The organism is Lujinxingia sediminis (assembly GCF_004005565.1).
Lineage (GTDB): Bacteria > Myxococcota_A > Bradymonadia > Bradymonadales > Bradymonadaceae > Lujinxingia > Lujinxingia sediminis.
Window position 1 is genome coordinate 471,577 of the sequence record NZ_SADD01000002.1, and the last position, 25,868, is coordinate 497,444.

The 25,868-nt window shown below is 64.3% G+C and carries 5 protein-coding genes; 4 read left to right on the forward strand and 1 reads right to left on the reverse strand.

The window, feature by feature from the left end; translation table 11 throughout:
- Positions 1–9: 9 nt before the first annotated feature.
- Positions 10–12,024 carry a type I polyketide synthase gene (locus EA187_RS07485; protein ID WP_127779830.1) on the reverse strand — a complete coding sequence of 4,005 codons (12,015 nt, stop codon included), beginning with the start codon at positions 12,022–12,024 and terminating at the stop codon, positions 10–12.
- 625 nt (positions 12,025–12,649) lie between these two features.
- Here EA187_RS07485 and EA187_RS07490 point away from each other — a divergent pair.
- The 4 genes from EA187_RS07490 to EA187_RS07505 all read left to right on the forward strand — a co-directional run bounded on the left by EA187_RS07490 (position 12,650) and on the right by EA187_RS07505 (position 25,604).
- Positions 12,650–16,411 (forward strand): tubulin-like doman-containing protein, encoded by a 3,762-nt coding sequence (locus EA187_RS07490; protein ID WP_164856091.1) that lies wholly within the window; start codon positions 12,650–12,652, stop codon positions 16,409–16,411.
- A gap of 348 nt (positions 16,412–16,759) precedes the next feature.
- Positions 16,760–20,926, forward strand: coding sequence for a hypothetical protein (locus EA187_RS07495; RefSeq protein ID WP_127779832.1), 4,167 nt, complete (start codon positions 16,760–16,762; stop codon positions 20,924–20,926).
- A complete protein-coding gene (locus tag EA187_RS07500; protein ID WP_127779833.1) occupies positions 20,923–24,570 on the forward strand; it encodes a DEAD/DEAH box helicase in 3,648 nt (1,215 codons plus the stop codon). The genes EA187_RS07495 and EA187_RS07500 overlap by 4 nt, the downstream gene beginning before the upstream one ends.
- Complete coding sequence (locus EA187_RS07505) at positions 24,567–25,604, forward strand: hypothetical protein (protein WP_127779834.1); 1,038 nt, start codon at positions 24,567–24,569, stop codon at positions 25,602–25,604. The genes EA187_RS07500 and EA187_RS07505 overlap by 4 nt, the downstream gene beginning before the upstream one ends.
- Positions 25,605–25,868 lie beyond the last annotated feature (264 nt).

Genomic DNA, 25,868 nt, shown 5'->3' on the forward strand with positions numbered 1-25,868 from the left:
GAGCCTTCTTCAAACCTTCCACGGGGAGAGCGAGCGCCGTACCACGGGCGAATCCCCAGCAGCCTCGTCACCACTTCCCCAGACACCTCGATGACGCAGCAACGCCACAACCGCAGCGAGCTCATCGTCGCTCAGGGTGTTCGCACCGGTGCAAGGCGCTCGATCTTCTCGACCGTCCGCTTCGGTGCCAGGCACTCGAGCCGCTCGACCGTCCGCACCGGTGCCAGGCGCTCGATCTTCTCGTGCCGCTCGACCGTCCGCTTCGGTGCCAGGTGCCTGTTCCTTTGCGTCACGCAGCCCAGGCCCCCATGCCAGCGCCACCGACTTCGCAAAACCTTCCTCCACCTGAAGCGTCACCCGCATCAACCGCACTCCAAGCTCCACCTGCCTCGCCAGCGCCTGACCGTGCAGCGCAACCTCCACCACAGCACGCACACGCTCACCGGGTACTCGCCATGATCGATTGTCCGCTCCCCCGGCATCCTCCGGGCGCACCGCGACGATCTCGATCTCCGCGGCGCTTAACTGCAGTCCCAGCCCCAGTGCCTTCGACACCGCCTCTTTCACCGTCCAAAGCGCCGTCTCTCGCTGGCCGGCGACCAGTGTGCCGACCTCAAGCAACCGCTCCCCGGCGCTGAAGTACGCGCTACCAAAGGCCTCGGAGCGCGCCTCCAGCGGCTCAAGATCGACGCCGAGGCGACACGGGGCGCCCGGCATCGAAACCACCGCCACGGCCTGCCCGGAGGTATGCGTCAGACTCAACGCCGGCAAGGCCCCTCCCCCCTTTGCCTCGTCGCTCCAACGAAGCTGCGGCTCTCCGCTCTCGCTCTTAAACACGCAGACCGCGCGTGAATCGATACGTTCGCCATAAAACATCAGCGCCCAGCGACGCGCAGCCTCTCGCGCAGCCAGACGCGCGGCCAACCACTCACCCCGCCTCCGCGCACTGCGAAGCCGCTCATACCCCTGAAGTTCAGCCGCACTCAGCACCCCGGCGATGTCCCCTCCCCCGGCGTCGAGCATCGCCCGAGCCTGGGCCGCACTCAGAGCAACCTCCAGGTAATTCACCTCGGGTCCTGGTGCCAGGCGATCGCTCTCGCGCAGGGGCGCATGCGCGATCATCTCCACACGCTCCATCATCTGCAGCAGACGACCATCGTGGCCACGCACCTCCACATCAAAAGCGATCGTGCCCTCGGCCGCATCGCTCAAACGACTCGCCCTCACCAGCAATGGCTCGCCCACCGAGGCCTGCCCCGACGTACGGCTACATCCGATCCCCAGCGGCAGATAGGTGCGCCCGTGGTGCATAAGCCCCCACAAGCCCACCGTCTGCAATCCGAGCTCCCGCACCAGTGGATCGCTCACCCAACGCTGCGCCAGCGTCCCGGCCTGAAGACGATGGTTCGAGATCTCCCCCGTGGCCAGAATCGCCCCCTCATGATGCCAGACCTCCCCGCTGAGAAGCTGAAAACTTCCGGTATGAAAGAAGCGCCGGTAAATCGCCTCACGATCGGGCCCCTTGCACCAGGTCTTCTCCTCGCCAACCCGACACTCCGGCGCATCTTTGCGCGTGAGCGGCGAACCGCAAATCACGCGGGCAAAGAAATGCTCCTGGCGTACGGTTTTTCCGGTGCGCACCACACGCTCCGACCCCACCTGCACGTCCACAGTCGCGCGACCATCCTCCTGCCCCACCACCCGGGCCGTAGCCCGGACACGAATCGGCTCGGAATACGCCAGCTTCAGCGCTCGCTCAAACTTCACATCGCGCACCTCTGCGACGGGCTCCCCGGTCAACATCATCGCCGCCGCGCTCATCAGCTCATAGCCCATCACCCCCGGCACAAGCTCTCGCCCCTCATAGCGATGATCCTTTAAGAAGTAGTCGCGCTGCGGATCGAAGATGCGCTCGACCACCACCTCATCGGAAGCCTTCGCCACCACCCGATCGATCATCGCAAAACTCGTCACGGTGCCAGGCCTTCGATCCTCTTGATGAGTTGCGCGCGTGCCAGGCATTCGATCGCTCGCACGATCGCCATGCCCCCTCTGGCCGCCGAGCTCGCCGAGTTCCCCGGCGACCACAAACTCACCGATCAAGCCACGCTCCAGCGACTCCCCGACCATCGGCGCTCCGACCTCCGGCGGCAAAAACTCCACCCCCTTCGCCTCCAGGATCGTGCGCATCGATCCCTCGACCGCCATGCCCACCTCATCCCAGGCCGTCCAGTCGATCGCCAGCGCACGAGCCCCTCGTCCACGCTCGCGCGTCAGCTGATTGATCTGCATCACCTGGCGAGCCAGTGCATCATTGGCCGCGGCATAATCGGTCTGCCCGGCGTTGCCAAAACGCCCGGCCACACTGGTAAACGCGACGTAAAACACAAGCCCCCGGTCCCCCAGCGCACGCCAGAGGTTGACGCCCCCCACCGCCTTCCCCCGAAAGACGCGGTCAAAGCCCTGTACGTCCTTATCGGCAAGTAGCCGGCTGTCTTCGACGCCCGCCCCATGAATGACGCCGCTGACTCTCCCGAAACACGCCTCCACCTCGGAAACCAGCCGCTGAACCTGAGCCGCATCGGCCACATCGCAGCTGAAGTACTCGGCGCGCGCCCCGGCCTGACGCATGCGCTTGAGGTTGGTGGCGATCTCCTGCTGAGCTTCCAACGGTCGCATCTTCTGGCGTACCGCCACCGGCGTCGCACGCTCACCGGCGGCCTTAAGTGCCTCTTTGATCCGTGTACGCTCTGCCTTCAGATCCACGCGCAGCGGATCGGGATGCGTAAGCGGCGTACGTCCCACCAACGCCAGCGCGCACCGAAAGCGTCGCGCCAGATCGACACATACCTCTGCAGAAATCCCTCGCCCCCCGCCTGTCACAAGAATCACCGAGCCCGGCCCCGGCGCAGGATGCGTCGAGGAAGACGCGCGAAGATCGGAGGCTTCAAGCACAACCGGACGATGACTCAAGCCTCCCGCTAGCCCCACCTCACAATCGCGGCGACCTCCCACCAACTCCCCCAACACCTCGGTGACCAGACGCTGATCCAACGCCTCGCCGGCCACGTCCACCACCTTCACCCGCGCCCACTCCCACTCCCGGGCAAGTGATTTGGTAAAGCCACTGACAGCTCCTCCGGCCACGCTTGGCGACGACCCCGGATTCAGGCCAAAACATCCCCCCATCATCGTTACGCTCATAAAGGCCGCGGTCACGGTGCCAGGCGCTCGATCTTCTTGAACACCCTGAACACTCCGCGCGGTGCCAGGCCCCCGATCATCGCGATGCGCCTGAAACGCCCGCGCCACATGAAAGGTATGGCGTGCGGCGAGGTACACGTCCTCGGCATCCTCCCGGGAGCCGACCACCCCCAGCAGGTTGATCACCGCGTCGACCTGATGGCGGTTGAACCTCTCGCACAACATCGCCTCATCACACAGATCCAGACCGGTCTCATCGAGGGGCCCCCGACGCCGGTCGCTGGCCAGACGCACCACCTGCGCTCCGAACTCTCGCAGCGTTTTGGCAAACAGCTCGGCTACCAGCACCGGCCCCCCCACCAGGGCCACCACCCGACAAGAAAGCTCCCGCTGCAGGCAAAGCACATCGGTCGCATCCGCCCGAGCAGCCTCAATGGCCACCGGCCGCATCGAAAAAGAGGCGTTCTCAGCGCCGGCCACAAGCCCTGGCGCCGGCCGCCGTACCGCATCCATCGACGCCACCGCCGGCGAAGCATTATGCTGCATCACCGCCCCCGGAGCTGGCAGCGGCACCGGTGACGTCAGGGGCAAAGAACGCGTCCGCTCATCACGATCCTCCCGGCCTCCTGGAGGTCGATCCTCAGGTTGAATCGGACGCAGCCTCAACACCCGCGACGCCACCTCAAGCTCAAAGCTCGACGCCCCGCTGACCTCCTCCAACCACTGACTGTAGCGCACCGGATCGAAGACCCGCTGTTCCCGCCGCGCCCGGTACCGGAAAAACGCCAGCGCCAGCTGGCTGCCAAAGCCCGCCGCCAGACGCAATGCATAATCCGCCGGATAGCTCCCCCCCTGGCTCAACCTCAAATCGCCGAGCTCCGGATCGGGCTCTTCAAAATTGGCGATCGGCGGCACCACCTGACGCTGCAACACCTTCATCGCAAGCACATCTTCGATGCCTGCGGCCATGGCATGGCCCGTAAATCCCTTGGTGTTGGCGATCACCACCCGGTTGGCCTTCTCGCCAAAGCTACGTCGCAGCGCGGCGATCTCCGCCGACGCACTGCCGCCGCGAGCCGGCGTGTAGGTCTCATGCGAGATAAACACCGTACGATCGGCGATCGCCTCTCGCCGAACCCCGAAGCGCTGCTCGACCTCTTCGACCAACCCTGAGACTTCTGCGGCGATATGATCGACGTCGAGCCGCGTGGGGTGATGGGCGCTGTTCACGAAACGGGTGGCAAGCACATCGGCAATCGGCTCGATGCCGCGAGCCTCGGCCAGACCGGCCTTCTCCACCACCAGCGAAAGCGCCCCCATCCCGATGATCATGCCATGACGACGTCTGTCAAAGGGTAGCGCCGCCTGACTCACATCGCCCTCGGTGGTCGCCGCTCCGGTGGCAAGAAACCCGCTGCCGATCCACTCCATCAACGTGCTCCCGCTGGCCTCATCCGCCGACAGAATCAACACGCGTTTGCACCGTCCACAGCGAATCCAGTCCTGCGCCATCCCCACCGCGGTGGTCGTCGACGCACACGCGTTGTTGATCTTCGTATTCGGTCCTCGGGCCCCTACAAACTCCGCAAAACGCGAGTTTGCGATCCCCAACACCAGAAGCAAAAAGCGATGGTTAAACTGATAGTCCTCGCTCCGCTGAGCTTGAAGCTCCTCGATCAACGCATCCTGGCCAGCAAATGCCGACGCAAAAATCACCCCCGTCTCCCGCCCCACAGACTCGGGCAGGGTCCACCCAATGGTCACCCGCTTTCCGGTGGTCGTCTCGCGGTAGCGTGGCACCAGCGGCAGCCCGGCATCGCGCAGCGCCTCAAAGCCCGCCGCAAACGCCAGCTGACTGGTCCGATCAAGCGATGCTCGCAGCCGCTCCGGCACCCCCCACTCCTCCAGATCGAAGTCATTGCCCAGACCGGCCAGTTTAATGACCTCGGCCATCTCAGTGACCTGGCGCATCTCACCGCCGCCGCCTTCATGCTTCTGAAGACGTACGATGCGATTGTTGACCATCGCCTCACGCGCCCCCACCGGCACCTGCCCGATCATGTTCTTGCCCTCAAGGAGCTCATCGATGGCATGCCGCCGAAAGATGGCCCCCTCGCCAGGAAGCCCCACCGCACAGCCCGAGATCTCCACATCAGCCTCCACCGCATGGCGATTCGGTCGGTAGGGTAGCGCACCATCAAGCGGCGTCGCCTCGTCCTCACTCTGGGCGATGGAATCAAAGCGATCGAACCTCGTGTCGCGCGGGGCATTGTGAGGAGTTGCATCGATCGTCGCCGCGCGAACATCGGTACGAACGCCTGGCACCCGGGCAGCTTCTTCCGATCGGTCGCCTGGCACCCGATCCACATCCGATCGAACGCCTGGCACCCGATCCGCTTCCGAGCGAACGCCTGGCACCAGGGCGGGTTCAGCCATCAGCCCCACACGCGCCGCCACATAATCCCCCATACGCCTCAACGTCGGATACTCCGAGAGCCGAAAGCTCTCATCCCGCTCCAGACCGTAGAGCTCACGCACCTGCGCCATGATCTCGGCCTGCTTCACCGTATCCACTCCGAGGTCGGCCTCCAGCTCATAGTCGAACTCGATCTCCTCGGACTCATAACCCGTCTGCTCGCACAGAACTCGCATCAGCTCTGCATCGATCGACGCCCGTTCCACCTCAGTTCGAACGCCTGGCACCCGGGCAGCTTCTTCCGATCGGTCGCCTGGCACCCGATCCGCATCCAATCGGTCGCCTGGCATCAGGGCAGCTTCTTCCAATCGGTCGCCTGGCACCATGGCGGGTTCAGCCATCATCCCCACACGCGCCGCCACATAATCCCCCATACGCCTCAACGTCGGATACTCCGAGAGCCGAAAGCTCTCATCCCGCTCCAGACCGTAGAGCTCACGCACCTGCGCCATGATCTCGGCCTGCTTCACCGTATCCACTCCGAGGTCGGCCTCCAGCTCATAGTCGAACTCGATCTCCTCGGACTCATATCCCGTCTGCTCGCACAGAACTCGCATCAGCTCTGCATCGATCGACGCCCGTTCCACCTCAGCTCGAACCCCTGGCACCCGGGCAACATCTTCCGATCGGTCGCCTGGCACCATGGCGGGTTCAGCCATCATCCCCACACGCGCCGCCACATAATCCCCCATACGCCTCAACGTCGGATACTCCGAGAGCCGAAAGCTCTCATCCCGCTCCAGACCGTAGAGCTCACGCACCTGCGCCATGATCTCGGCCTGCTTCACCGTATCCACCCCGAGGTCGGCCTCCAGCTCATAGTCGAACTCGATCTCCTCGGACTCATATCCCGTCTGCTCGCACAGAACTCGCATCAGCTCTGCATCGATCGACGCCCGTTCCACCTCAGTTCGAACGCCTGGCACCCGGGCAGCTTCTTCCGATCGGTCGCCTGGCACCCGATCCGCATCCGCTCGAACGCCTGGCACCCGGGCAGCTTCTTCCGATCGGTCGCCTGGCACCCGATCCGCATCCGCTCGAACGCCTGGCACCTCATCAACGCGAACGCCCGGCACAACCTCACCCGGCCGCCACACCCCGGCAGCCCACATCCCCGCCAACGCCTCATACAACGACGCCACATCCCCCTTCTTCGGATGATTGGTGTGCAACGCCAGATGCGACCGCCCCTCCAGAATACTTCCCACAAACGAGGCCTGCGCCCGCTTCGGTCCCACCTCAACAAATGCACGCGCCCCACCGGCGTACATCGTTTCAATGACCTTGATAAACTGCACCGGAGCGGCCACCTGCTCCGAGAGAAGATCGCGAATCGCCTCCTCACACCCCACCCCTGAGGGGTAATAGCCGCCGGTCACGTTGGTCAAAATCGGCACCCGCGGCGCGCCTACCTCAATATGACCCAGATGCCGACGCAGCGGCTCGCTGGCCGCAGCCACCACCTCGGTATGAAACGCATGACTCACCGGCAAAAACGGTGCCTGAAGTCCCATCTCCTCAAACATGCTCACCGCCTGACGCACGGGCTCACTGAGCCCGGCGATGATCGTCTGCGTCGGGCAGTTGATATTTGCGCAGACCACATACCCCTCAATGCGATCAAGCACCGGCTGCACCACCTCCACCGAGGCACTCACCCCGGCCATCAGCCCGGTGTCGCCGTTCATCGGCGTCACTTTGGCCATCTCCGTGCCCCGGGCGGCCACCGTGCGCAGCGCGTCCGCAAAGCTCATGATCCCGGCCGCCACACACGCCCCGTACTCCCCGAGGCTGTGGCCCGCGACCACCTGCGGAACGATCCCCAGCTCCCCGAGCAGGCGATACAGGGCGATATCCGCCGTCAGCACCGCCGGCTGGGTGATCTCGGTCTGCGTCAGCGCCACAAACGCCCGACGCTCGGCCTCGGCCCCCTCCACCACCCCCGGATCGATGACCTCGCTGAGCCGACGGCCAAGCACCGGCAACATCACCTCATCGGCCTCCTCAAAGGTGCGACGCACCACCTCAAAGCGCTCTTTGAGCGCCGAAAGCATCCCCAGATACTGCGTGCCCTGCCCCGGAAAGAGCATCGCCAGCTTCCCGCCCGCCGGACGCTCTCCCAACACCACCCCTTGATGGGCCAAAACCTTCCAGCCCTTATTTCGGCCGGCGGCGCGCTTTGCCCGCTCCAGGCGTTCCTGCAATTCCTGCACATCGCCAAAAGCTACTGCCAGGCGCACCTGCCCATCGACGCGACGCGCGACACCATCATCATATCCTAAGAGCGGCAAACGCCACTGGGTTACACCCTCTACACCATCGTGGGCAAACCGCTGCATCACCTCATCAATGACGTTCTCCAGCTCCTCCACCGATGCTGCGCTCAGACCGAGAATGCCCTCGTTCGAACGCCTGGCACCCGATCCCAGCTCCGAACCCTTGTTCGAATGCCTGGCACCCGATCCCAACTCCGAACCCTCGTTCGAATGCCTGGCACCCGATCCCAGCTCCGCACCCATGTTCGAACGCCTGGCACCCGATCCCAACTCCGAACCTATGTCCGGACGCCTGGCACCAGGCTCATGCTGTCCGGCCTGATACTCCTCCAACACCACATGAAAATTCGTCCCTCCGAACCCAAATGCACTCACCCCCGCACGCCGCACCTGCCCCGGAAAAACCTCCCAGGGCTGCGCCTCGGTCTGCACCTTCACCCGCGTCCCCTCCAACTCCAGCGCCGGGTTCACTCGCTCCACCCCCAGTGTCGGCGGCAACACCTGATGCTTAAGCGCCATCGCCACCTTAATCACCCCGGCCGCCCCGGCGGCCGACTTCAAATGCCCGATCATCGACTTGACGCTCCCCAGCGCGACCCTCTCGGCAGCCCACTCCCCGGCATCATCCACCAGCGCGGCGCGTAGACTGGCGACCTCCGTCGGATCCCCCACCGGCGTGCTCGTCCCATGCGCCTCAAACAAGCTCACGGAACGCGGCCCAAACCCCGCATCTTCGTACGCCCGATCCAGTGCGCGCCGCTGCCCCTCAGGGTTGGGCGCCGTGATCGCCTTACCCTTCCCATCGCTCGAGCCCCCCACCCCGCGAATCACCGCGTAGATCGAGTCGCCATCTTCGATCGCATCGCTGAGCCGCTTGAGCACCAGAATCCCGGCCCCCTCCCCCATCACAAATCCGTTGGCTCCCTCGTCAAAGGGGCGCGAACCATCCGGCGAGAGCGCTCCGATCTTCGAAAATTTTACAAAGCTCGTCGGCCCCATCGTGCGGTCGGCCCCCCCGCACACGACCATATCGTACTCCCCGCTCCTTAGACCGCGCACCCCGGCCTCAATCGCCGCCAGACTCGACGCACACGCCGCATCCGTCACAAAATTCGGCCCCCGCAGATCAAAGACCTGCGCCACTCTCCCGGCAATCACATTGGCCAGCTCCCCGGGCATCGAGTCCTCACTAACCTCACCAAGCTCCCCCTTAAAGCGCGCCTCCACCTCGGCAAGAAGCGCCTCGCGTTCTCCCCCGCTCAACGCACTCGCCGACAGCGCCATCAACGCCCCCCTGAGCGCCTGATCCATCTTCGGGTAGAGGATTCGCAGCGTCGAATCATCCCGCAAATCTCCCCCGAGAGCGTTACCCAGGATCACCGCACACCGATCCCGCGGAAACTCTCTCTCCAGATACCCCGCGTCCTCCAGCGCCTCATGCACCGCCTCCAGGCACAAAAGCTGCGTCGGATCCACGCTGGCCACGACTCGCGGCGGCATCCGAAAACGACGCCGGTCGAACTCAAAGCCCTCAATCCACCCCCCGATCTTACTGTACGTCTTATCCGGCGCCGCAGGATCCTCGTCGAAATAAAGCGCCGGATCCCACCGGTCCGCCGGAACCTCCTTGATCGCCGAGACCCCGAACAAAATGTTCTCCCAGAACTTCGACGCACTCAGCGCACCGGGCATTTTTGCCCCGATGCCCACAATCGCCACCGCCCGATCCCCGTCGACCAACACGCCATGCGTACGCTCAACCATCGCTTCCCCTTGTCGCTGCATCGATCCCTGATCATCACGGTGTTCGGACGCCTGGCACCCGGACATCTCGTTCACTCCACTCGACATGTCCGAGTGCCTGGCACCCGATCCCAACTCGGTAGACGTGTCCGAACGCCTGGCACCCGATCCGGTACCCGCTCTCGAACCCTGCTCGGTCGCCTGGCACCCGATCGAAGCACTCGCCAACACCGCCTCGTCCGAACGCCTGGCACCCGTCCCAACCTCGTCCGCCACTTCGAGCGCCTGACTCCACGTCCACCGCGCCTGCGCCCATCGCCTCGCCCCCTCGCTCACCTCCTGATGCAACGCAGCAATCGTGCGCGCATCGCACAAGCGCACCCCCTGGCCGCAATGAAAAAGCCCACTCTCAAGCTGCTCCTCCTCACTCAACCTCTCAAAACGCGCTCCGCCCTCGGCGAACACCTCCGCAATCCGCTCCGACTTCGCCGCTGCCCGCAATCCCCCCAGGTTGTCGCGCTCATAAAGGTGCTTGCGCTCACCGAGCTTCACCCCCTCTTTTAAGCGCTCCACCTCCCGGGCCAGCACCCGATCGGCGGCCACGCTCTTGAGCACCCGCGTGGGCGTATTGACCGACTCCCCCATAATCACAGTGCCCGGCGAGCACCGCGCAACCTCCTGATAGGTCCGGCTCACAGCCCCACTCTCCACTGCCTCCCGGCACATCAGATACGCCGTCCCCATCTGAATCCCCACCGCCACTCCTCGACGATGCAACCCGAAGAGCATCGCCGCCGCCGCTGCCGCACTCTCCGCCCCGCTGATTCCCCCGGCCAACACCACCGCAACGTCCGAAGGCTCAACCCCCGACGCCAGCGCCTCCTCCACCACGATCACCCCCATCTGCCACAGCGCCAGCGCCCCAAGCGTCCCCACATGCCCCCCGGCCTCCGCCCCCTCCCAGATAGAGTGACGCTGACCCTGTTTAAGCGCCGCCTCCAACACCCCCGGCGTCGGTGTGTGCAAATAGGTGATCAACCCTTCACGCTCCAGACGCATCGCCTGCTCGGCACTCCCGGCGGCCACAAGCCCCAGAAAGTTCCCACGCCGCCTGCCCACAACGGACATCTCATCGATATGCGAGTCGCGATAGGGATTCGCCTCAAGCCCGATGATCCCCGCCCCAAAGGGCGCATCCCCCAGACACGTCGCTGTCGCCTCAATCACCCCCTGCGCAACCTCGGTCGGCATATTTCCGAGCGCCAGCCAGGGCAGCGCCCCGGCCTCCACGACTGCTTTCGCAAACTCTGGAGTATCACTCACCTGAGCCATCGGCCCCTGATGGATCGGAAGACGGGTCCCGTTCAACCGGGCGATTCCCTTGCCGGCTTCCAGGGGGAAATCACTGCCGATCGCCCCCATGACCCCATCAACATGTTCCCGAACCCCGCGCACCGCCGCACCAACCCGGCCATAGCGCTTCCGAAACACCCTCGCCAGCGCCCCACCCTGCCCCATCGGCCAGAGATCGCGCCGGGGATCAAGCGTCTCCCAACGATCAAAACGCCGCGCCTGCACAGTGGCGAGGTAAGCCTTCGCTCCCTCGTCCTGGTCTGCATCAACAAAATCGATCTCACAGGCCCCAAGCTCTCTCGTAGGCCGCGTAGCCAGGAGCGACCACGCCCGATAGCGCGCGCCCACCACAACTCCCAGACACCGCGTATCGGTTGCCCCCACCCGCTCCAACACCTTCACCGCCTCCGCCGAAGGCTCCATCCCCTCACACAGCCACAACGCCTCTTCCAACACATAACCCGAGGCCCCCGCCACCATCGCCGCCGCAGCTGCGTCCGGCCCCATCGCCCCCCGCACCACCGCCGGCACACCCACTTCCCGCTGCACGCGTCCCAGCAACACCAGACCGGACTCCTCCCCACACAGCCCCCCGGTCTCCATTCCGCAGATGACCACCCCGTCCACCCCAAGATCGGCGGCGACCCGGGCCTCCGTCGCAGAACAAACTTCCACCCAGACACCCTGGCCTGCCTCTTTCAAAAATTGCACTTTACGACGCAGCGCGTCGACATCGAATCGATGTTCACAGGCCAGCACAACACCCGCGACGTCACTCCACACGCTGAGATCTTCATCCGGCTCAATTCGTGCCCAATCGCAGGAAGTGACGCGCTCTCCTGCAGCCTCCCGCGATACCCATACCACGTGCGCGCCGGCCTCCCTGGCCTCAACATCTGCGCCGAACGACTCCCCAACCGACTGAAAATAAACAAAAACCTGAACTCTATCCGTCGACCGAATATCCCGCATCAGTTCCTCGTCCTCTCGTGGTTTACCCCACCCCCGATCTTGCTGAGCGTCTACTCACTAGAGGACGAAATTCATCATGACAAGCGATAAATTATTAATTTTATTGAATGAATAGCCATTCACAAACACCAAAACCATGAATGACACACCAGTCACTACAACAACTTACAAAAGACTGACCAATCAGTTAAACCAAAACCCTGAAAAAAATGAATCATCAGTCAGCATAAAATCTGCACTCTGAATGAACCATCAGTCATTCGCGCGGAGGCCTGGCACCCCTGCATCAGCACCTGTTCGAACGCCTGGCACCCGATCCAAAACACCTCGTTCGAATGCCTGGCACCCGATCCAAAACACCTCGTTCGAACGCCTGGCACCCGATCCAAAACACCTCGTTCGAACGCCTGGCACCCGATCACCCCTTCCGAGCCGAAATAATCTTGCCCACACCGGCCTCCATCCCCGATACTCCCCTCTAATTCACACACGAGACGTCACGGACGACCTCTCGCCAACCCACGGACGGACCTCGCTGCTCCCGCGAGGGGAACCCCTGCCTGCGATCGCATTTAGCGCGACCGCCTGGCACCCTTCCCCTTGCCTCCCAGAAGGCTTCCCCACCATGGCGAACCGTCAAAACCTCGTAGTCGACGAGCTCCTTACGCGCCCCAGCAACGTCTGCCCCACCCTCTTTGTGGGCCTGGGCGGCTGCGGCTGCCAGATCGTCATGCGCGTCGCGCGGCACCTCAAATCACGCCCCGACTACGCCGAGCGCTACAAGGACCTGACAAAATTCGCCCTGATCGATACCAACATCAACGATCTGGAACTTCACCGCGAAGACGCCGATGAATCCTTCCTCATCAGCGACTTTGAAAAAGAGGCCTACGCCAACCTCGCCAGCGGCAAGCTCTTCTTAGAAGCCGACGATTATTTCACCCAGTGGGTTCCTAAAGATTATCGCTTCCGTGCCGGGGATACCGCCGGCGCCGGCCAGATCCGCATCGAATCGCGCCTGGGCTCCTACTACCAGATGAAGCACGGCGATCTCGTCCCCCGCTTCCGCCGCCTGCTTGAATCGCTCAAACGCCATGAGCACGGCCACCGCCGCCTGGACACCTCAGAGATTCGCATCGTGCTCTGCTTCTCCATCGCAGGCGGCACCGGCTCCGGATCCTTCTTGCCCCTGGCCTACATGCTCCGCGACCAGGCCCGCGCGCTCGGCAAACCCAACATGCTCGGCGTCTGCGTGCTCCCGGCGGTCTTCGAAGACAAAACCGGCGCCAACAAAGATGGCACCTTCGCCAACTCCTACGCCGCGCTCAAGGAGGTCGAGCACCTGATGAAGCTCGGCTCCCCCGAGTCCTCGTTCTTCCCGACCGACGGCATCGAGTTTCACTACGATCCCTCCGACACCTCCAAACGCGCCGTCCGCGAGAAACCCTTCGAGTTCCTCTACCTCATCGACAAACCCGAGAGCTTCTCAGTCGACCGCCCGGTCGATGCCGCCGCCGACGGCCTCTACCTCCAGCTCTTCTCGCCACTCTTTGCGGTGCAGGCCGGCGACTACGACAACTACACCCAGCACCAGCGCTTCCTCGTCCCCCACGACTTCGAGGCCAAGGGCATCCCCGGCTTCACAAGTTTCTACGGCTCCTACGGCTCCGCGGTACTGCTCGTCCCCACAGATGGACTGGCCGAATACTGCTCCCGCGCCGCCGCCCTCAACATCATGCGCCAGAGCTTTTTGGGCGCCATCCCCGCCGACCCCCTCTACAACAGCCTGCGCTCCCATCCGGAGCCCTTCTATGAGGTCACCGAACGCGACGACGAAGACGCCCGCCCGGTGAAGATGGCCGACTTTGTCAAAAAAGAAGAAGGCATCCGACATCTTCTGCGCGACCGCCTCTTCCAGAAACGCGTGCGTCTTCTGGCCCGCTGTGAGGCCGACGCCGGCGAATTTGGCAGGTTCATGGCCATCTTCCGCCACGGCCATCGTTTAGGCGAGGTCCCCCGCGAAAACGCCACCTGGGCACTCGACCCCGAGCGCCTCACTCCCGACCGCGAACAGCTCGCCGACCGCGGCATGAACTTCTCCATCGGCGCGCTGACCTTAGAAGCCCTCTGTGGCCCCAAAGCCGGCGCCCAGCCCGGCCTCCTCGCCGCAGCCCGCCGCGCCATCGAGGCCGCCAGCGAAGAGCTTGAGGCCGAAGTTTCGGTCGAGCGAAATACCCTGGCCCGCGATCTCGTCGGACGCGCACTCTACTGGTCCGAAGACCTCAAACGCCGCGGCCAGCGCGTCCTCGACCAGGGCTACACCCAGCACGGCATCGCCTTCCCCGGCCTCGAAGCGCTCCTGGAACTCAACTTCCTGGCCTCCGACACCGAAGACGTCAGCCTCGCGGCCAAACGCTTCGCCGTCCTGGCCATGCGCGATGAGTTGCGCACCGAGATGCGCCAGCCCCCCGCCCCCACCCCCTTTGAGCTCGACGGCATCGACGACGACGAGAAGATCAAAGAAAAAGACGCCCCCGATCTCATTCGACGTCTCATCGATCAGGCCGTCGAGCGCGCCACCCACGAGCTCCTCTCCCACTTCATTGAGCAGCGCACCGCGCTTCGCGACAAACTCGCCGAATCCCTGCGCATCCTGCGCGTGCTGGAGCAAGGCTTTGATGCCTTCGAGCGCGACCAGACCCGCCAGCTTGAGCGATTGCGCGAGCAGGGCGATCACTCCACCAACCAGTTCGTGCTCGACGCCGAGGCCTTCCAGATCGAGAACGGCCGCCGCATGTGGGACTTCTTCTACGCCGACCGCGTGGCCACGATGCCCGAGCTCGCCATGAGCAACCCCCATATCCAGCAACGCTTAAGCGGCACGGTCCGCGACTTAAGCCTGCGCGGCTCCGGCTCCACCACCGCCACGCTCAACCAGCTCTTCGATGCCCTCAAGAGCCTGGCCCACACCCACCTCACCCGCACCCTCTGCGGCGACCCCAAGATCGCCGATCCGGCGCGCCGCGACGGCCTCACCCTGGCACAGGCCCTGGAGCTGGAGGTCGTCTACCGCGCCCTCTACATGAGTAACCTCGAGGCGATTCAGCAGCGCAAAGACGCCGCCATCACCGAAGTCGTCGCCCGCTACCGTGCCCAGCCCGCCGAGCGCCGCATCGACCTCACTGAAGCCATCCACCAGGACTATCTGCGCGACAAAATCCGTCGTGTCGTCAACGAACGCGCCGACCTCCTCGTCAGCTACGACGAGTCCCGCGATCAGCACGGGGGCGTGCGACCCAACCACGTCTTTTTAGCCGCCATCGACGAATCCTTCCGAGACACCACCGTCGAGCACGCGCTCGACGGCGCAAACCTCGGGGGCATGCGCTGGGTCAAACAGGGCTGGCACAACCCCCGTCAGATCGTCTTCTACCGCGCCGTCCTCAACGTCCCTCTCTACGTCTTCGGCCGTATGAGCGAGATGAAGGACCACTACTACCGCTTCAAAAACCTCTCCAAACGCTCCAAAATCCTCCATATCGACAGGTCCTGGGAGAACACCCTCCCCGATCTCGATCCGGATACCGCCCAGGAGCAGCACCGCCAGGAACAGATGCGCGCGAACATCGTCAACTTCGCCGCCCTCTGGACGCTGAAGGATCCCCTGACCCGCCAGGGCTACATCGTCCTCCGTGACGGAACCTACCTTTTGCGCGACCCGCAAAACCCCACCTCGCTGCAAAGCGCCAGCTCCGACACCTCCACAGGCTTCAAACCTCTGGGAGAACGCCTGGCACCCGCCATTAACGCCCTTCCCGGGACGCTCGACGCCGAGCGCGTCAAGTACCTTCCCTACCTCCAGCTCCTGACCGCGGTGCGCGAGGGTATGGCGCCCGCCGTCCTCCAGCAGATCGTTACACTTCCCTTCCAGTGGCGCAAAAACCGCGACGAGTTGCGCACCCAGTACGGCACCTCCCCCTCGCCGCTTCAACAACTCAAACTGAGTGACTTCACCGACGCCTTCAACCGCCTGCGTGAAGCCCTCGACGGCCTGCTCGAGCACCTGCGCAACATCGAAACCGAACGCATCACCCTGGGCGGTGACGCCAGCGCCAACGCCGCCGGCCTCACCCCCGCCCAGGCCGGCGAAAACCTGCGCCAGAGTGTGGAAATCCTGCGCGGCTTCCAGCAGGGCTGGCAATCGATGGAACAACCCGAACGCTCCACCTCGGTGCCCCCCTCCTTCCGCTCGCTCTTTCGCCCCCTGGGCGAGGACGAGCTCCACAACACGCTTGAATCGCTGCGTATCGGCACCTCAACCGCCGAACCGTCGCCGGAGCGAACGCCTGGCACCCGATCATCGGCTGCCCTCGACGAACAGGAGTGATGCACCCGATCATACATGATCGAACGCCTGGCACCCGATCATCGGATTTCGATCGGGTGCCTGGCACCCGATCAGACAGCTTCAAATCAACATGATCGAACACCTGGCACCCGATCAGACAACATGATCGAACGCCTGGCACCCGATCAGACAACATGATCGAACGCCTGGCACCCGATCAGACAGCTCCAGATCAACATGATCGAACGCCTGGCACCCGATCAGACAGCTCCAGATCAACATGATCGAACGCCTGGCACCCGATCAGACAGCTCCAGATCAACATGATCGAACGCCTGGCACCCGATCATCGGATTTCCCTTCTTTATCGCGCAGGAACCCTTCCTCATGCCCGACCGCCCCGCCACACCGAACCTCTACCCCAACCCCACACTCGTGGTCGGAATCGGTCGCGTCGGCCTGGCGCTGCTCGAAGAGCTCGGCCAGGACTGGAGTTGGCTCTCACGCACCGCTGCAAACGACACCTCGGTCAAAAACCTGCGACTGCTCTCGGTTCTCCCCGACCCCGATGTCGATGACCTGCGCTGGCGCCACCCCGAAGCGCGTCACGCCAGAATCGCCCTGCTCGCCGGCGACGACGACCTTCCCACCCTCACCCTGCACTTTGCCGTCATCCGATCCCTGGGGCTTATCCGCTTCCGCGACGGCTCCTACCAACTCGCCATTCCCCGAGATCGCGGTCCCATCGAAACCGGCCACAGCCACACGACCCGCCGCAAACGCTTCTTCGAGTGGCTCCCGCTCGACTCCGACCCTCGTCGCGCCGTCGAACGCCTCCACCGACTCGCCAGCCGCGACCCGGAAGTCGACCTCTTTCTCACTCCCATCGTCGAACGCGTCCTCCACGGACAGAGCCCGCGCCTGCTTCTCAACCTCATCGCCCGCGCCCGCGCCTACGCCCAGGGCCGTGATCCCTCCCCCTGGGCATGGCTCTCCCCTCTCATCCCTCAGGATCGAACGCCTGGCACCCGGCACGAACAGGATCGAACGCCTGGCACCCGGCACGAACAGGATCGAACGCCTGGCACCCGTACTGCGCTCAACCTCACCCCGACCCCCGATTGGGCGCACGAAGACGACCTCCACCCTGGCCTTCAAGCACACCTCGCTCCCCTGCACGCCTCCCCTGACGGTGCGCTCCCACCTATTTCCATCCCCTCTAACTTCTGCCCGGTGCCAGGCGACCTCACAACTCCCCTGCCCCCCCGCCGTCTCCTGAGCGTCGACTGGGAAACCACCGGCTGGGTCGCAAGCGAACTCGACACCCTGGAAACCATCGAGTTCCTCCCCCTCAACGTGAGCCCCTGGCGCCTGGGCCTCTTCGATCACGATGCCTCCCCCGGCTTCGACCACACCACCACCGCCGTAGCTTTACAAGAACTCGGCGAACTTCTTCACCGTGGTCTCTTACGCATCTGGCTCGACCTTCAGCAGGAGCGCCACGAAGATCCGCTCCTCTCCCTCCAGGAGCGCCGACGCCTCAACGCCGAAACCTCCGCCGAGCAATGCCTGGAGCTCCTGGCCGAACTCGTCGTCGAACCCCTCACCCAACTCGGCGACGACTCCCCGCTGCCTCGCATCTCCCACCGCCCCGACCGCTGGGTCGATGGGCCGACCCTGCCCCTTACGCCTTCCCCGGCACTCCGACAGGCCATCGTCGACACCGAAGATGCCCGCTCCTCCCTGGAGCGCCCTCTGCTGCAGCGCCTGCACGCTCTGGGCTTAAACTTCGACCTCGACGAACTTGGAGAGCGCCCCCTCCTGCGCTCCCTATCCCTTCGCCCTGACGACCTCAGCGGGGAGGCGCGCCTGACCCCGTTACGCAGCATCGTCAACCAGGAAGCGCGCCACCTTTTGAGCTTCGACCATCTCTCAAGCTACCGGAAGCGCACCACCCGCCAACCCCCGCGCCTGACCGTCTACCTCGTCGCCGACGCCAAAGAACCTTTCACTCGCCGTGCCCTGCGTCCCGTTTTGCGCGCCATTCACCAGGAACTCATCCGCGCCTACGGGCCGCTCCTCGACACCTGCCGACAGGGCTTCGATCGCACCCTGGCCATCGTGCCCATCATCTGGACGCCCCACCCCGCCGACGCCTTCGGCGGCGAACACCCCCGGGCTAACATCACCGAAGAAGCCTCCATCCTCAAAGCCGTCCACGACCTGCGCCGCTGGGTCGAATCCGTTCCCCCTCCCCACCGCTGCATCCCCCAGATCTTTATCAACAGCCGCGTCACCGCCAGTGCGGTGCTCGGCCTCGACGACGCCATCCGTCAGACCCACGACTTCATCTCCCTGCAAATCCGAAACGAACTCGGACGCGACCCCTGGCTGCGACACACCGCCCAGGGCTTTGATGATAACGACCTTTTTGCCACCTTCAGCTGCATCCAGATCAACTTCCCCGCTGAGCGCGCCCGCGATTACCTCGCCAATCGCCTGGCACGCGAATCCCTGCGGCGGCTGCGCTCCCCCGCCACTCCAGACGCCGCCAGCGGCGAGGTCGCCGAAGAGCGCCTCGCCCCGGTCCTCCCCCCTCCTCGCGCCCTGCTCGATCCGGCCCGCGAGAAACTCGCCCATCTGACCTCCCAGACCGCCTCGCGCATCTGTGCCGAGGTCGACGACCGCCTTCATCTCCTGAAGTCCACTACCTCCGAGGAGCTCTGCGCTCGCTTCGATGATGCCTTCGAAGATCACCTCTTCGCGCAGGTTCACAACGCCTGGCACGCGCTCACCCGCCAGCGCGGCGACATGGACCTGATGGTTAACGCCCTGCGCCAGGACGCCAACCTGCACCTGGGCGACGCGCTCAACCTGAGCCGAAACAATGCCGATCACCTCATCGAGAAACGCGCCTCCGACGGCGGCCTCGCAAACGCCCTGGCCGGCTTCAACCTCCTCCACCAGAACTCCCGAAACCTCCTCGACGAGGCCGAACGCCAGCGTATCAGCGCCCAGGATATCTGCCTCACACACAGCCTTCCCGACCCGACGCACATCGCCCGCGCCCGACACGACCTTATCGAAGCGGCCAACGACAAACCTGATCTCCCCCCCCTGCGCCTCGGCCTTGTCACCTGGGCCATCCTGGCTCCCGCCCTGGGCGCCCCCCTTGCCCACGCAACAGCCCGCGCGCTGAATCTCCACCAGCAGCCCAACCTTATCGAGCCTCTCCTCGGCCCGGCCGGCTGGCTGCTAGGGGGACTTCTCGTCTTCCTTCCCTTATCCCTGCTCCTGCGCGCCCACCTGCGCACCCATCTCAACGCCGTCCACGACGCTATTGAGGCCTTAAGCAACGCCCTGCGCGACGTCGTCGTAGGCTCCTCCTCCAACCCGCTTCACGGCTCCCCCTCGATCCACTCTTTCTTCGCCGCTCGCCTCGATTTGAGCCACGCATTAAGCACCCGCAATGTCTCCGAGCATCTCCACGACCGCGTCGACACGGACCGAAACCTGGCCTTCCGCCTCATCCAGAGCGTCGAGCTTCAGGAGCGCCGCCTCCAGCAGCACGCCGAGTCCCTCGGCGCACGCCCCGCTCCCCCCGACCTCGCCACCGCCTCGGAGCGCCTGAACGACGACGCCCGAAAGATCTTCGCGCTCAACCCGGCACAGGCCGGCGCCGCCCGTCAACACACGCTGCTGGCCCCCGAGCATCTCCTTGAGCACTACCACCGCCACTTCCCGGCCCTGGCCGATGTCGACGCCTGCCTACCCGAGTTCCTCGCCCGCGCCGGCGGCTTTCACCGCTGGCGCGAGCAGGCCTGCCTCGCCGGCACCGAGCATATCTTGAGCTTTGGCCGCGACTACTTTCGCGAACTTCTCACCACCCCGGTCGGCGCCCAGCCGGCCTTCGAACTCCCGGTGGGCCTCAACCTCGCGCGCTTCGTCTCGCACCACTACGCCTCACTTGGCTTCGGCGCACGCTTCGTCGGCTACGAAGGGTTCGATACCTCCGGCCTCCGCAAACTCGCTGACGCCTCCCTGCTCATTCATCCCCAACTTCGCCCCACCCTCGATCGCGCCCGCACCTCCCCCGACGCCCCCCCCACCACCGAGACGCTCGACGTCATTGAGGCCCCCATCCTCCCCAACACCGCCTTCTTGCTCTCGCTGGTCCAGGGCATCGACGCCCGCAGCATCAAAAACCTGCGCCGTCAGGAGTCCTTCTTCGACCGCCTCGATCTTCCCGACCCCGCCACCCCCTGGCAGCACAACCCCATCACCATCGCATCTCGACATCGATCCGGTGCACCCGTCGCATCGCCTGGCACCCTTACAGATGCTGACCCCTCAACTTCTGCACGAACGCCTGGCACCCTTACAGATGCTGACCCCTCAACTTCTGCACGAACGCCTGGCACCCTTACAGATGCTGACCCCTCAACTTCTGCACGAACGCCTGGCACCCTTACAGATGCTGACTCCTCAACTTCTGCACGAACGCCTGGCACCCGATCCTCCCGCACCGCGTCCGACGAGGAGAAGCACTCATGACCATCATCGCTCTCCTGACTGACATCCGATTGCTGCTCTCCCTGCTCAACGAGCTGGCCTGGCGCGCCTTCGCCCTCACCCTCGACGCCCTATCCTCATCCTCGCCACTCCAGATCGCCTTTCTCCTCGTCTCACTTATGGTCGCGCTCTTTGCGACCGCATGCTCTATGCAGTCCGAGCTTAACCGCACACTGAGCCGCGCCCCCGAAACCCGCATCAATCCTCTTGTCCTGGAGCTTCGTTATACCCTTCCAGGCATCGCCCTGCGCGCCTTTATCTGGCTCATCACCCTGCCGGCGCGCATGCTCCGCGCCTTCTTCAGCCTCTTCCGTTCCAGCTCCAACACAGAGGCGCTCCCGGCCGCCGTCCCTCCGCCGGTCCTCGTCCCGACCTTAGGACCGAGCTACCTGTGGGCGATGCTCATCACCGCTGGCATCTTCCTGCTCTCCCTGGCCCTCACGCCACTTCTACGCTGGCAGCTCGAAGTTCCCGCCCACTTCCCCCTCTGGTCCTACCTGACCATCGGCCACCGGCCCGAACTCGCACCTTTTCTTCCGCTGGACTCCTACCCCTGGCTTGCCACCCTGCTCACCTCCACCTTCTGGCTCCTGCTGTGGTGGACCTGCGCTCGCATCGTCCGCCTGACCCACTGGAACGACATCGGTCTCAATCTCATTGACCGCCTTCGATCGCCGGGCACCCTCACCTCCTGGCGCACCTACTTTGCGGCCTCTTCCCTGCATGACCTCGACGCCTCCTTCACGACCTGGGCACGCTGGCTACCTCTTGCCGCCGCGCCTCTCCTCCTGGTCTCCTTTACCGCCCTGGCCGCAGAACCCTACCGCGTCAACACCTCCTCCTTCGCCCTGGCACTGGTCGCGCTGACCTCCTGGAGCCTTCATCTGACCCTCAAGGGTCTCTACCGCCCCTCTGAACCCTCCGAAGACACGAAGCCTCCAGCCCCCGAACCCTCCCCGCAGACGAGCTGGCTCGATGTACTCGACCACCTGCAGACCACACGCAACCTGAGCCCCCCCTCCCAGGCCCGACCTCCGCGTCCCCTGCCCAAACTCGATTTCCGCCCGATCTCCAGGGAGGCCGATGCACTGATCTCACCGCTGCTCACCGAACTTCTGCCAGCACCGGCTCGACTCACCGCCATGCAACACGACGTCCTGACCCACCTCTCCCACAGCTCTTTTGTCCATCTTGAGCCGCCTGCCGACACCCGCTCCCTGGCCCTGGGACAACGCTCTTCTTCGGGCGGCTCCAGGCTCCGACACCGCAACCAACTTGTCATCGCCCCCGAGGGTGCCGGCAAATCCACCCTCGGCATGCTCGCCGCCCTCAACATCGCCCTGACTCATACCCGCAGCACCCTCTTTATCGTGCGCGACGACGAGCGAGCCCGAAACACCGCCGAACACCTGCGTAACCTGCTTACTCCCTCCACCCTGCGCTGGAATCTGCGGACCCGACGCATCGATAGTCACCTCGTCGAGGATCTCGCCACCGGCATCATCCCCGACGTGCTCGTCTGCGATCTCCACGAGCTCACCACCATCATCCTGGCCGATAGTGAGACCTTCCGCCCCCTGCTCACAAACCTGGGACTTGTCGTGGTCGACGAACTCCACGCGTTCTGCGGCCCGGTCGAAGTCCACACCCAGCTCGCCATGCGCCGCCTCGACTTGCGCCTGCGCGCCCTTCGCCGCTCCGACGGCGCAGACGAACACCTGGCACCGCTCTTTCTGATGCTCGCCACCGAAACCATGGACAACCTCCCCACCTTCGCCCGTGCGCTCTGCGGCGTCGACGCAGCCCCCCGTATCTTCACGCTTCATCCCCAACACCACACCGTCCCAACGCCTGGCACCAGGGAGACATCCCCCTCCAATCTGACGCCTGGCACCGATGCATCACATGCCCCCGAAGACTCACCCAACACCACGTCTTCGCCCGGCCAGCACATCATCTACGACCTCGACGCCTTCACCACCACCGGGGGGCACCCCCTCTCGGCGTTTGACATCATCGCAGCCTGCGAAACCCGTGCCGTCCCCTGGCACTGGCGCACCGCCGGCGACGACCGAGCCCATCTCGGCCGCGCGCCCCTTCCACTCCGCGAAGAGCCGCTCCACCACGTCGACGATCCCCTCTATGCTCGCGTCGTCTTCATCGAAGGCCACGCCACCAGCGTGACTCGCCAACTTAACGCATTGCAGCGCGCCGGCGCCCTCCTCTCTCTTCCACATCTCTCCGGGTCCTACACATCCGGCGAACACGCACCAGGCGATGCGACCTCTCCCCCTGGTAACCCCGTCGCACTGATCACCATCATCGATCCGATCGAACGCCTGGCACTCGATCATCTTCCTCCGTCCGATGGCCTGGCACCCGATCTTGAACACCTCGATCGCCCCGCACCACGCATCGATCCCCACATCCTTGCCACTCTGCCTCGCCCCTTTTTACGCCCCCCCGCTGGCGAACTCATCCGACGCCACCTCGCCAGCGAACTGACTCAGCACACCACCGAAGTCGCTTCGCTACTCGACGTCTTCGGCAATGACATCGCCCCCCTTCTACGCACCCTGGCCCGTCGCGGCGAACTTCTGCTCGATCCCCGTACCGCCATCTCGCAGACCACCCGCACCTACGAAGAGCTTCTCTACGTCCGCGCCCTGGAATCCTCCCTCACCCCGGAGCACGCCACCACCGATGGCTCTCTGCCCTTCCCGGTCACTCAGGTCGAAGTTGCCTCCCCGCACCACGTCTGCCTGCGCGAGCGCACCACGCTGATCGAGCTCGGTCGCATCGACTCCCACAGCGCTCGCTTCCTCTACTACCCGGGCCGCATCTTTGAATCGATCCACGGCCGACACATCGTTGTCGCCTACGCCGACGACCAGGCAGCCCAGGGCGCATTCAACGTCGGCGACGTCATCGTCGAACCTTTCCTCGGCGATGACCGCACCTCCCCGATCCGACGCATTCACGTCGACCTCATCGCCGCCCCCGATGAGGGCTTTACCCCCGAGCGGCACTTTTTGGGCGAGCAGCCCCTGGGCCTGGCACACTTCCCGGTACAATGCCGCCTCCACCATCGCGCAACCCGACGCCTGGCACCCGACTCCGCCCGTATCCGCGAGCGCATCTACCCGCGCACCAACAACGAACAGCCCCCCAGAATGCGCACCCGTGCCTTAGGCCTCTTCCCCAACCTGGAGGCTGACGCCTCTCTGACCCTGGCCTCCGCGCGCCTGCTTGCAGCCGCCCTACGCGTGATTATCCCACTGGTCTACCGCGGCGCCGACAGTGCCATCACCACAGCGCTCAGCGTCGCCAATAGCACCCACGAGAGCAGCATCCCCCACGACCATCTCCTCGCCACCACCGACGCGATCTTCTTTATCGATCTTCACAGCGACGGGAACGGTGCCAGCCGATCGATCGAACGCGATGGCGTCTCCCTCTTGCTACGCCTGGCCTGGAACCTCTTGGCCAACCTCGCCTCCACCCACGCGCTACTCAACGCACACGACGACTGGGATGCCCCTCTCTCCGATGAAGAAGCCTCCAACGCCCTTCAAGGCGCGCTGAGCTGGCTTCAAGACCACATCCACGACGGCAATCGCTCATGAAGACCTCCCTCCTACTTCCCGTCTTCTCCGCGGCGTTCTGCCTTCTCGCCTGTGCACCACCCGAGGGGCCCCGGCAGCGTCCCGCACCCCGTCTCGACCTCTCCCAGATCTTTCCCCGGGCAGACGTCACGACACCTCCGGAAAGCGAACTCACCACCCGGGAGGAGCGCTTCCGTCAGCTGGCCGACGCTCCCGCTCCATCCCCGACTGCCCACTCGCGAATCCGCATTCCCCTGGGTGCCTCACTCTCGGGAGAAATCCCCCACGCCCCCGACTGGTCCTGGTCCCGGCGCGCCAACCTCACACTGATCTCTCACCAGAGCACCCCACTTCACCCCGATATTCTCATCCTGGCCCAACCCTACCCTCCCACACGCACTCAACGCCCCTCCCAGGCTCTTCGGAGCTTCATCGGAGAGATCATCCCCAACTCGTCCCCCCTCTCCATGGCGTCGCTCTCTAACAACCTTCCTCAACTCGCCACCGAACTGCAATCCCTGCAAAACTCCCTGACAGGCGGCCGCGGACTGGGCTTTACCCCCTCGCCAGACACCTTCTCCGGCTGGCGCACCATCGGCCAGAACACCTCCCACATTCACATACGCCTGGCCCACTACAGCGGCACGTGGACCTCCCAGCCCAATCTCCCGGTTGGCCTGACTCCCCAGCGTATTTCCTCTCTCTCATCTCAGCTCACCTCAAATCTCCCCGCAGGCCTCATCCCCGAAGATCATCTCAACGACACGCTCAACATACTCAATAATCTGTCCTCTACCGATCAAAACACCACCAACTCGGCTCGTCAGGCACCACGCCGCACCCCGGAGCCTGCCCGTCTCATCGTTGCCACCATCGAAGCATCGCCCTCGCAAGGCGTTCACCTGGCCATCCTCTGCTCCGGAACAACTCACTGCCCCCAAACTCCGCACATCACCCGCTTCTTCGAGAGCATCTCGTCCGCTGTACTCCCAACGTCCGCACCGGCGCTCCCCCTCCCTGAACACTCGCAACAACTCCAGGTTACCCTCCCTTAATACTTTACCCGACACGACCGGGTGCCAGGCCATCTGACACGAACGACCGGGTGCCAGGCCACCTGACACGAACGACCGGGTGCCAGGCCATCTGACACGAACGACCGGGTGCCAGGCCATCTGACACGAACGACCGGGTGCCAGGCCATCTGACACGAACGACCGGGTGCCAGGCCACCTGACACGAACGACCGGGTGCCAGGCCACCTGACACGACGGTGAGCTCCGGACGAATCCACTCCCAGTTAAAAAATCTCTTTCCCC

Coding starts and splice junctions, on each gene's coding strand:
- EA187_RS07485 (WP_127779830.1), bottom strand. CDS start 12,024: ATGCGGGATATTCGGTCGACGGATAGAGTTCAGGTTTTTGTTTATTTT.
- EA187_RS07495 (WP_127779832.1), top strand. CDS start 16,760: ATGCCCGACCGCCCCGCCACACCGAACCTCTACCCCAACCCCACACTC.
- EA187_RS07500 (WP_127779833.1), top strand. CDS start 20,923: ATGACCATCATCGCTCTCCTGACTGACATCCGATTGCTGCTCTCCCTG.
- EA187_RS07490 (WP_164856091.1), top strand. CDS start 12,650: ATGGCGAACCGTCAAAACCTCGTAGTCGACGAGCTCCTTACGCGCCCC.
- EA187_RS07505 (WP_127779834.1), top strand. CDS start 24,567: ATGAAGACCTCCCTCCTACTTCCCGTCTTCTCCGCGGCGTTCTGCCTT.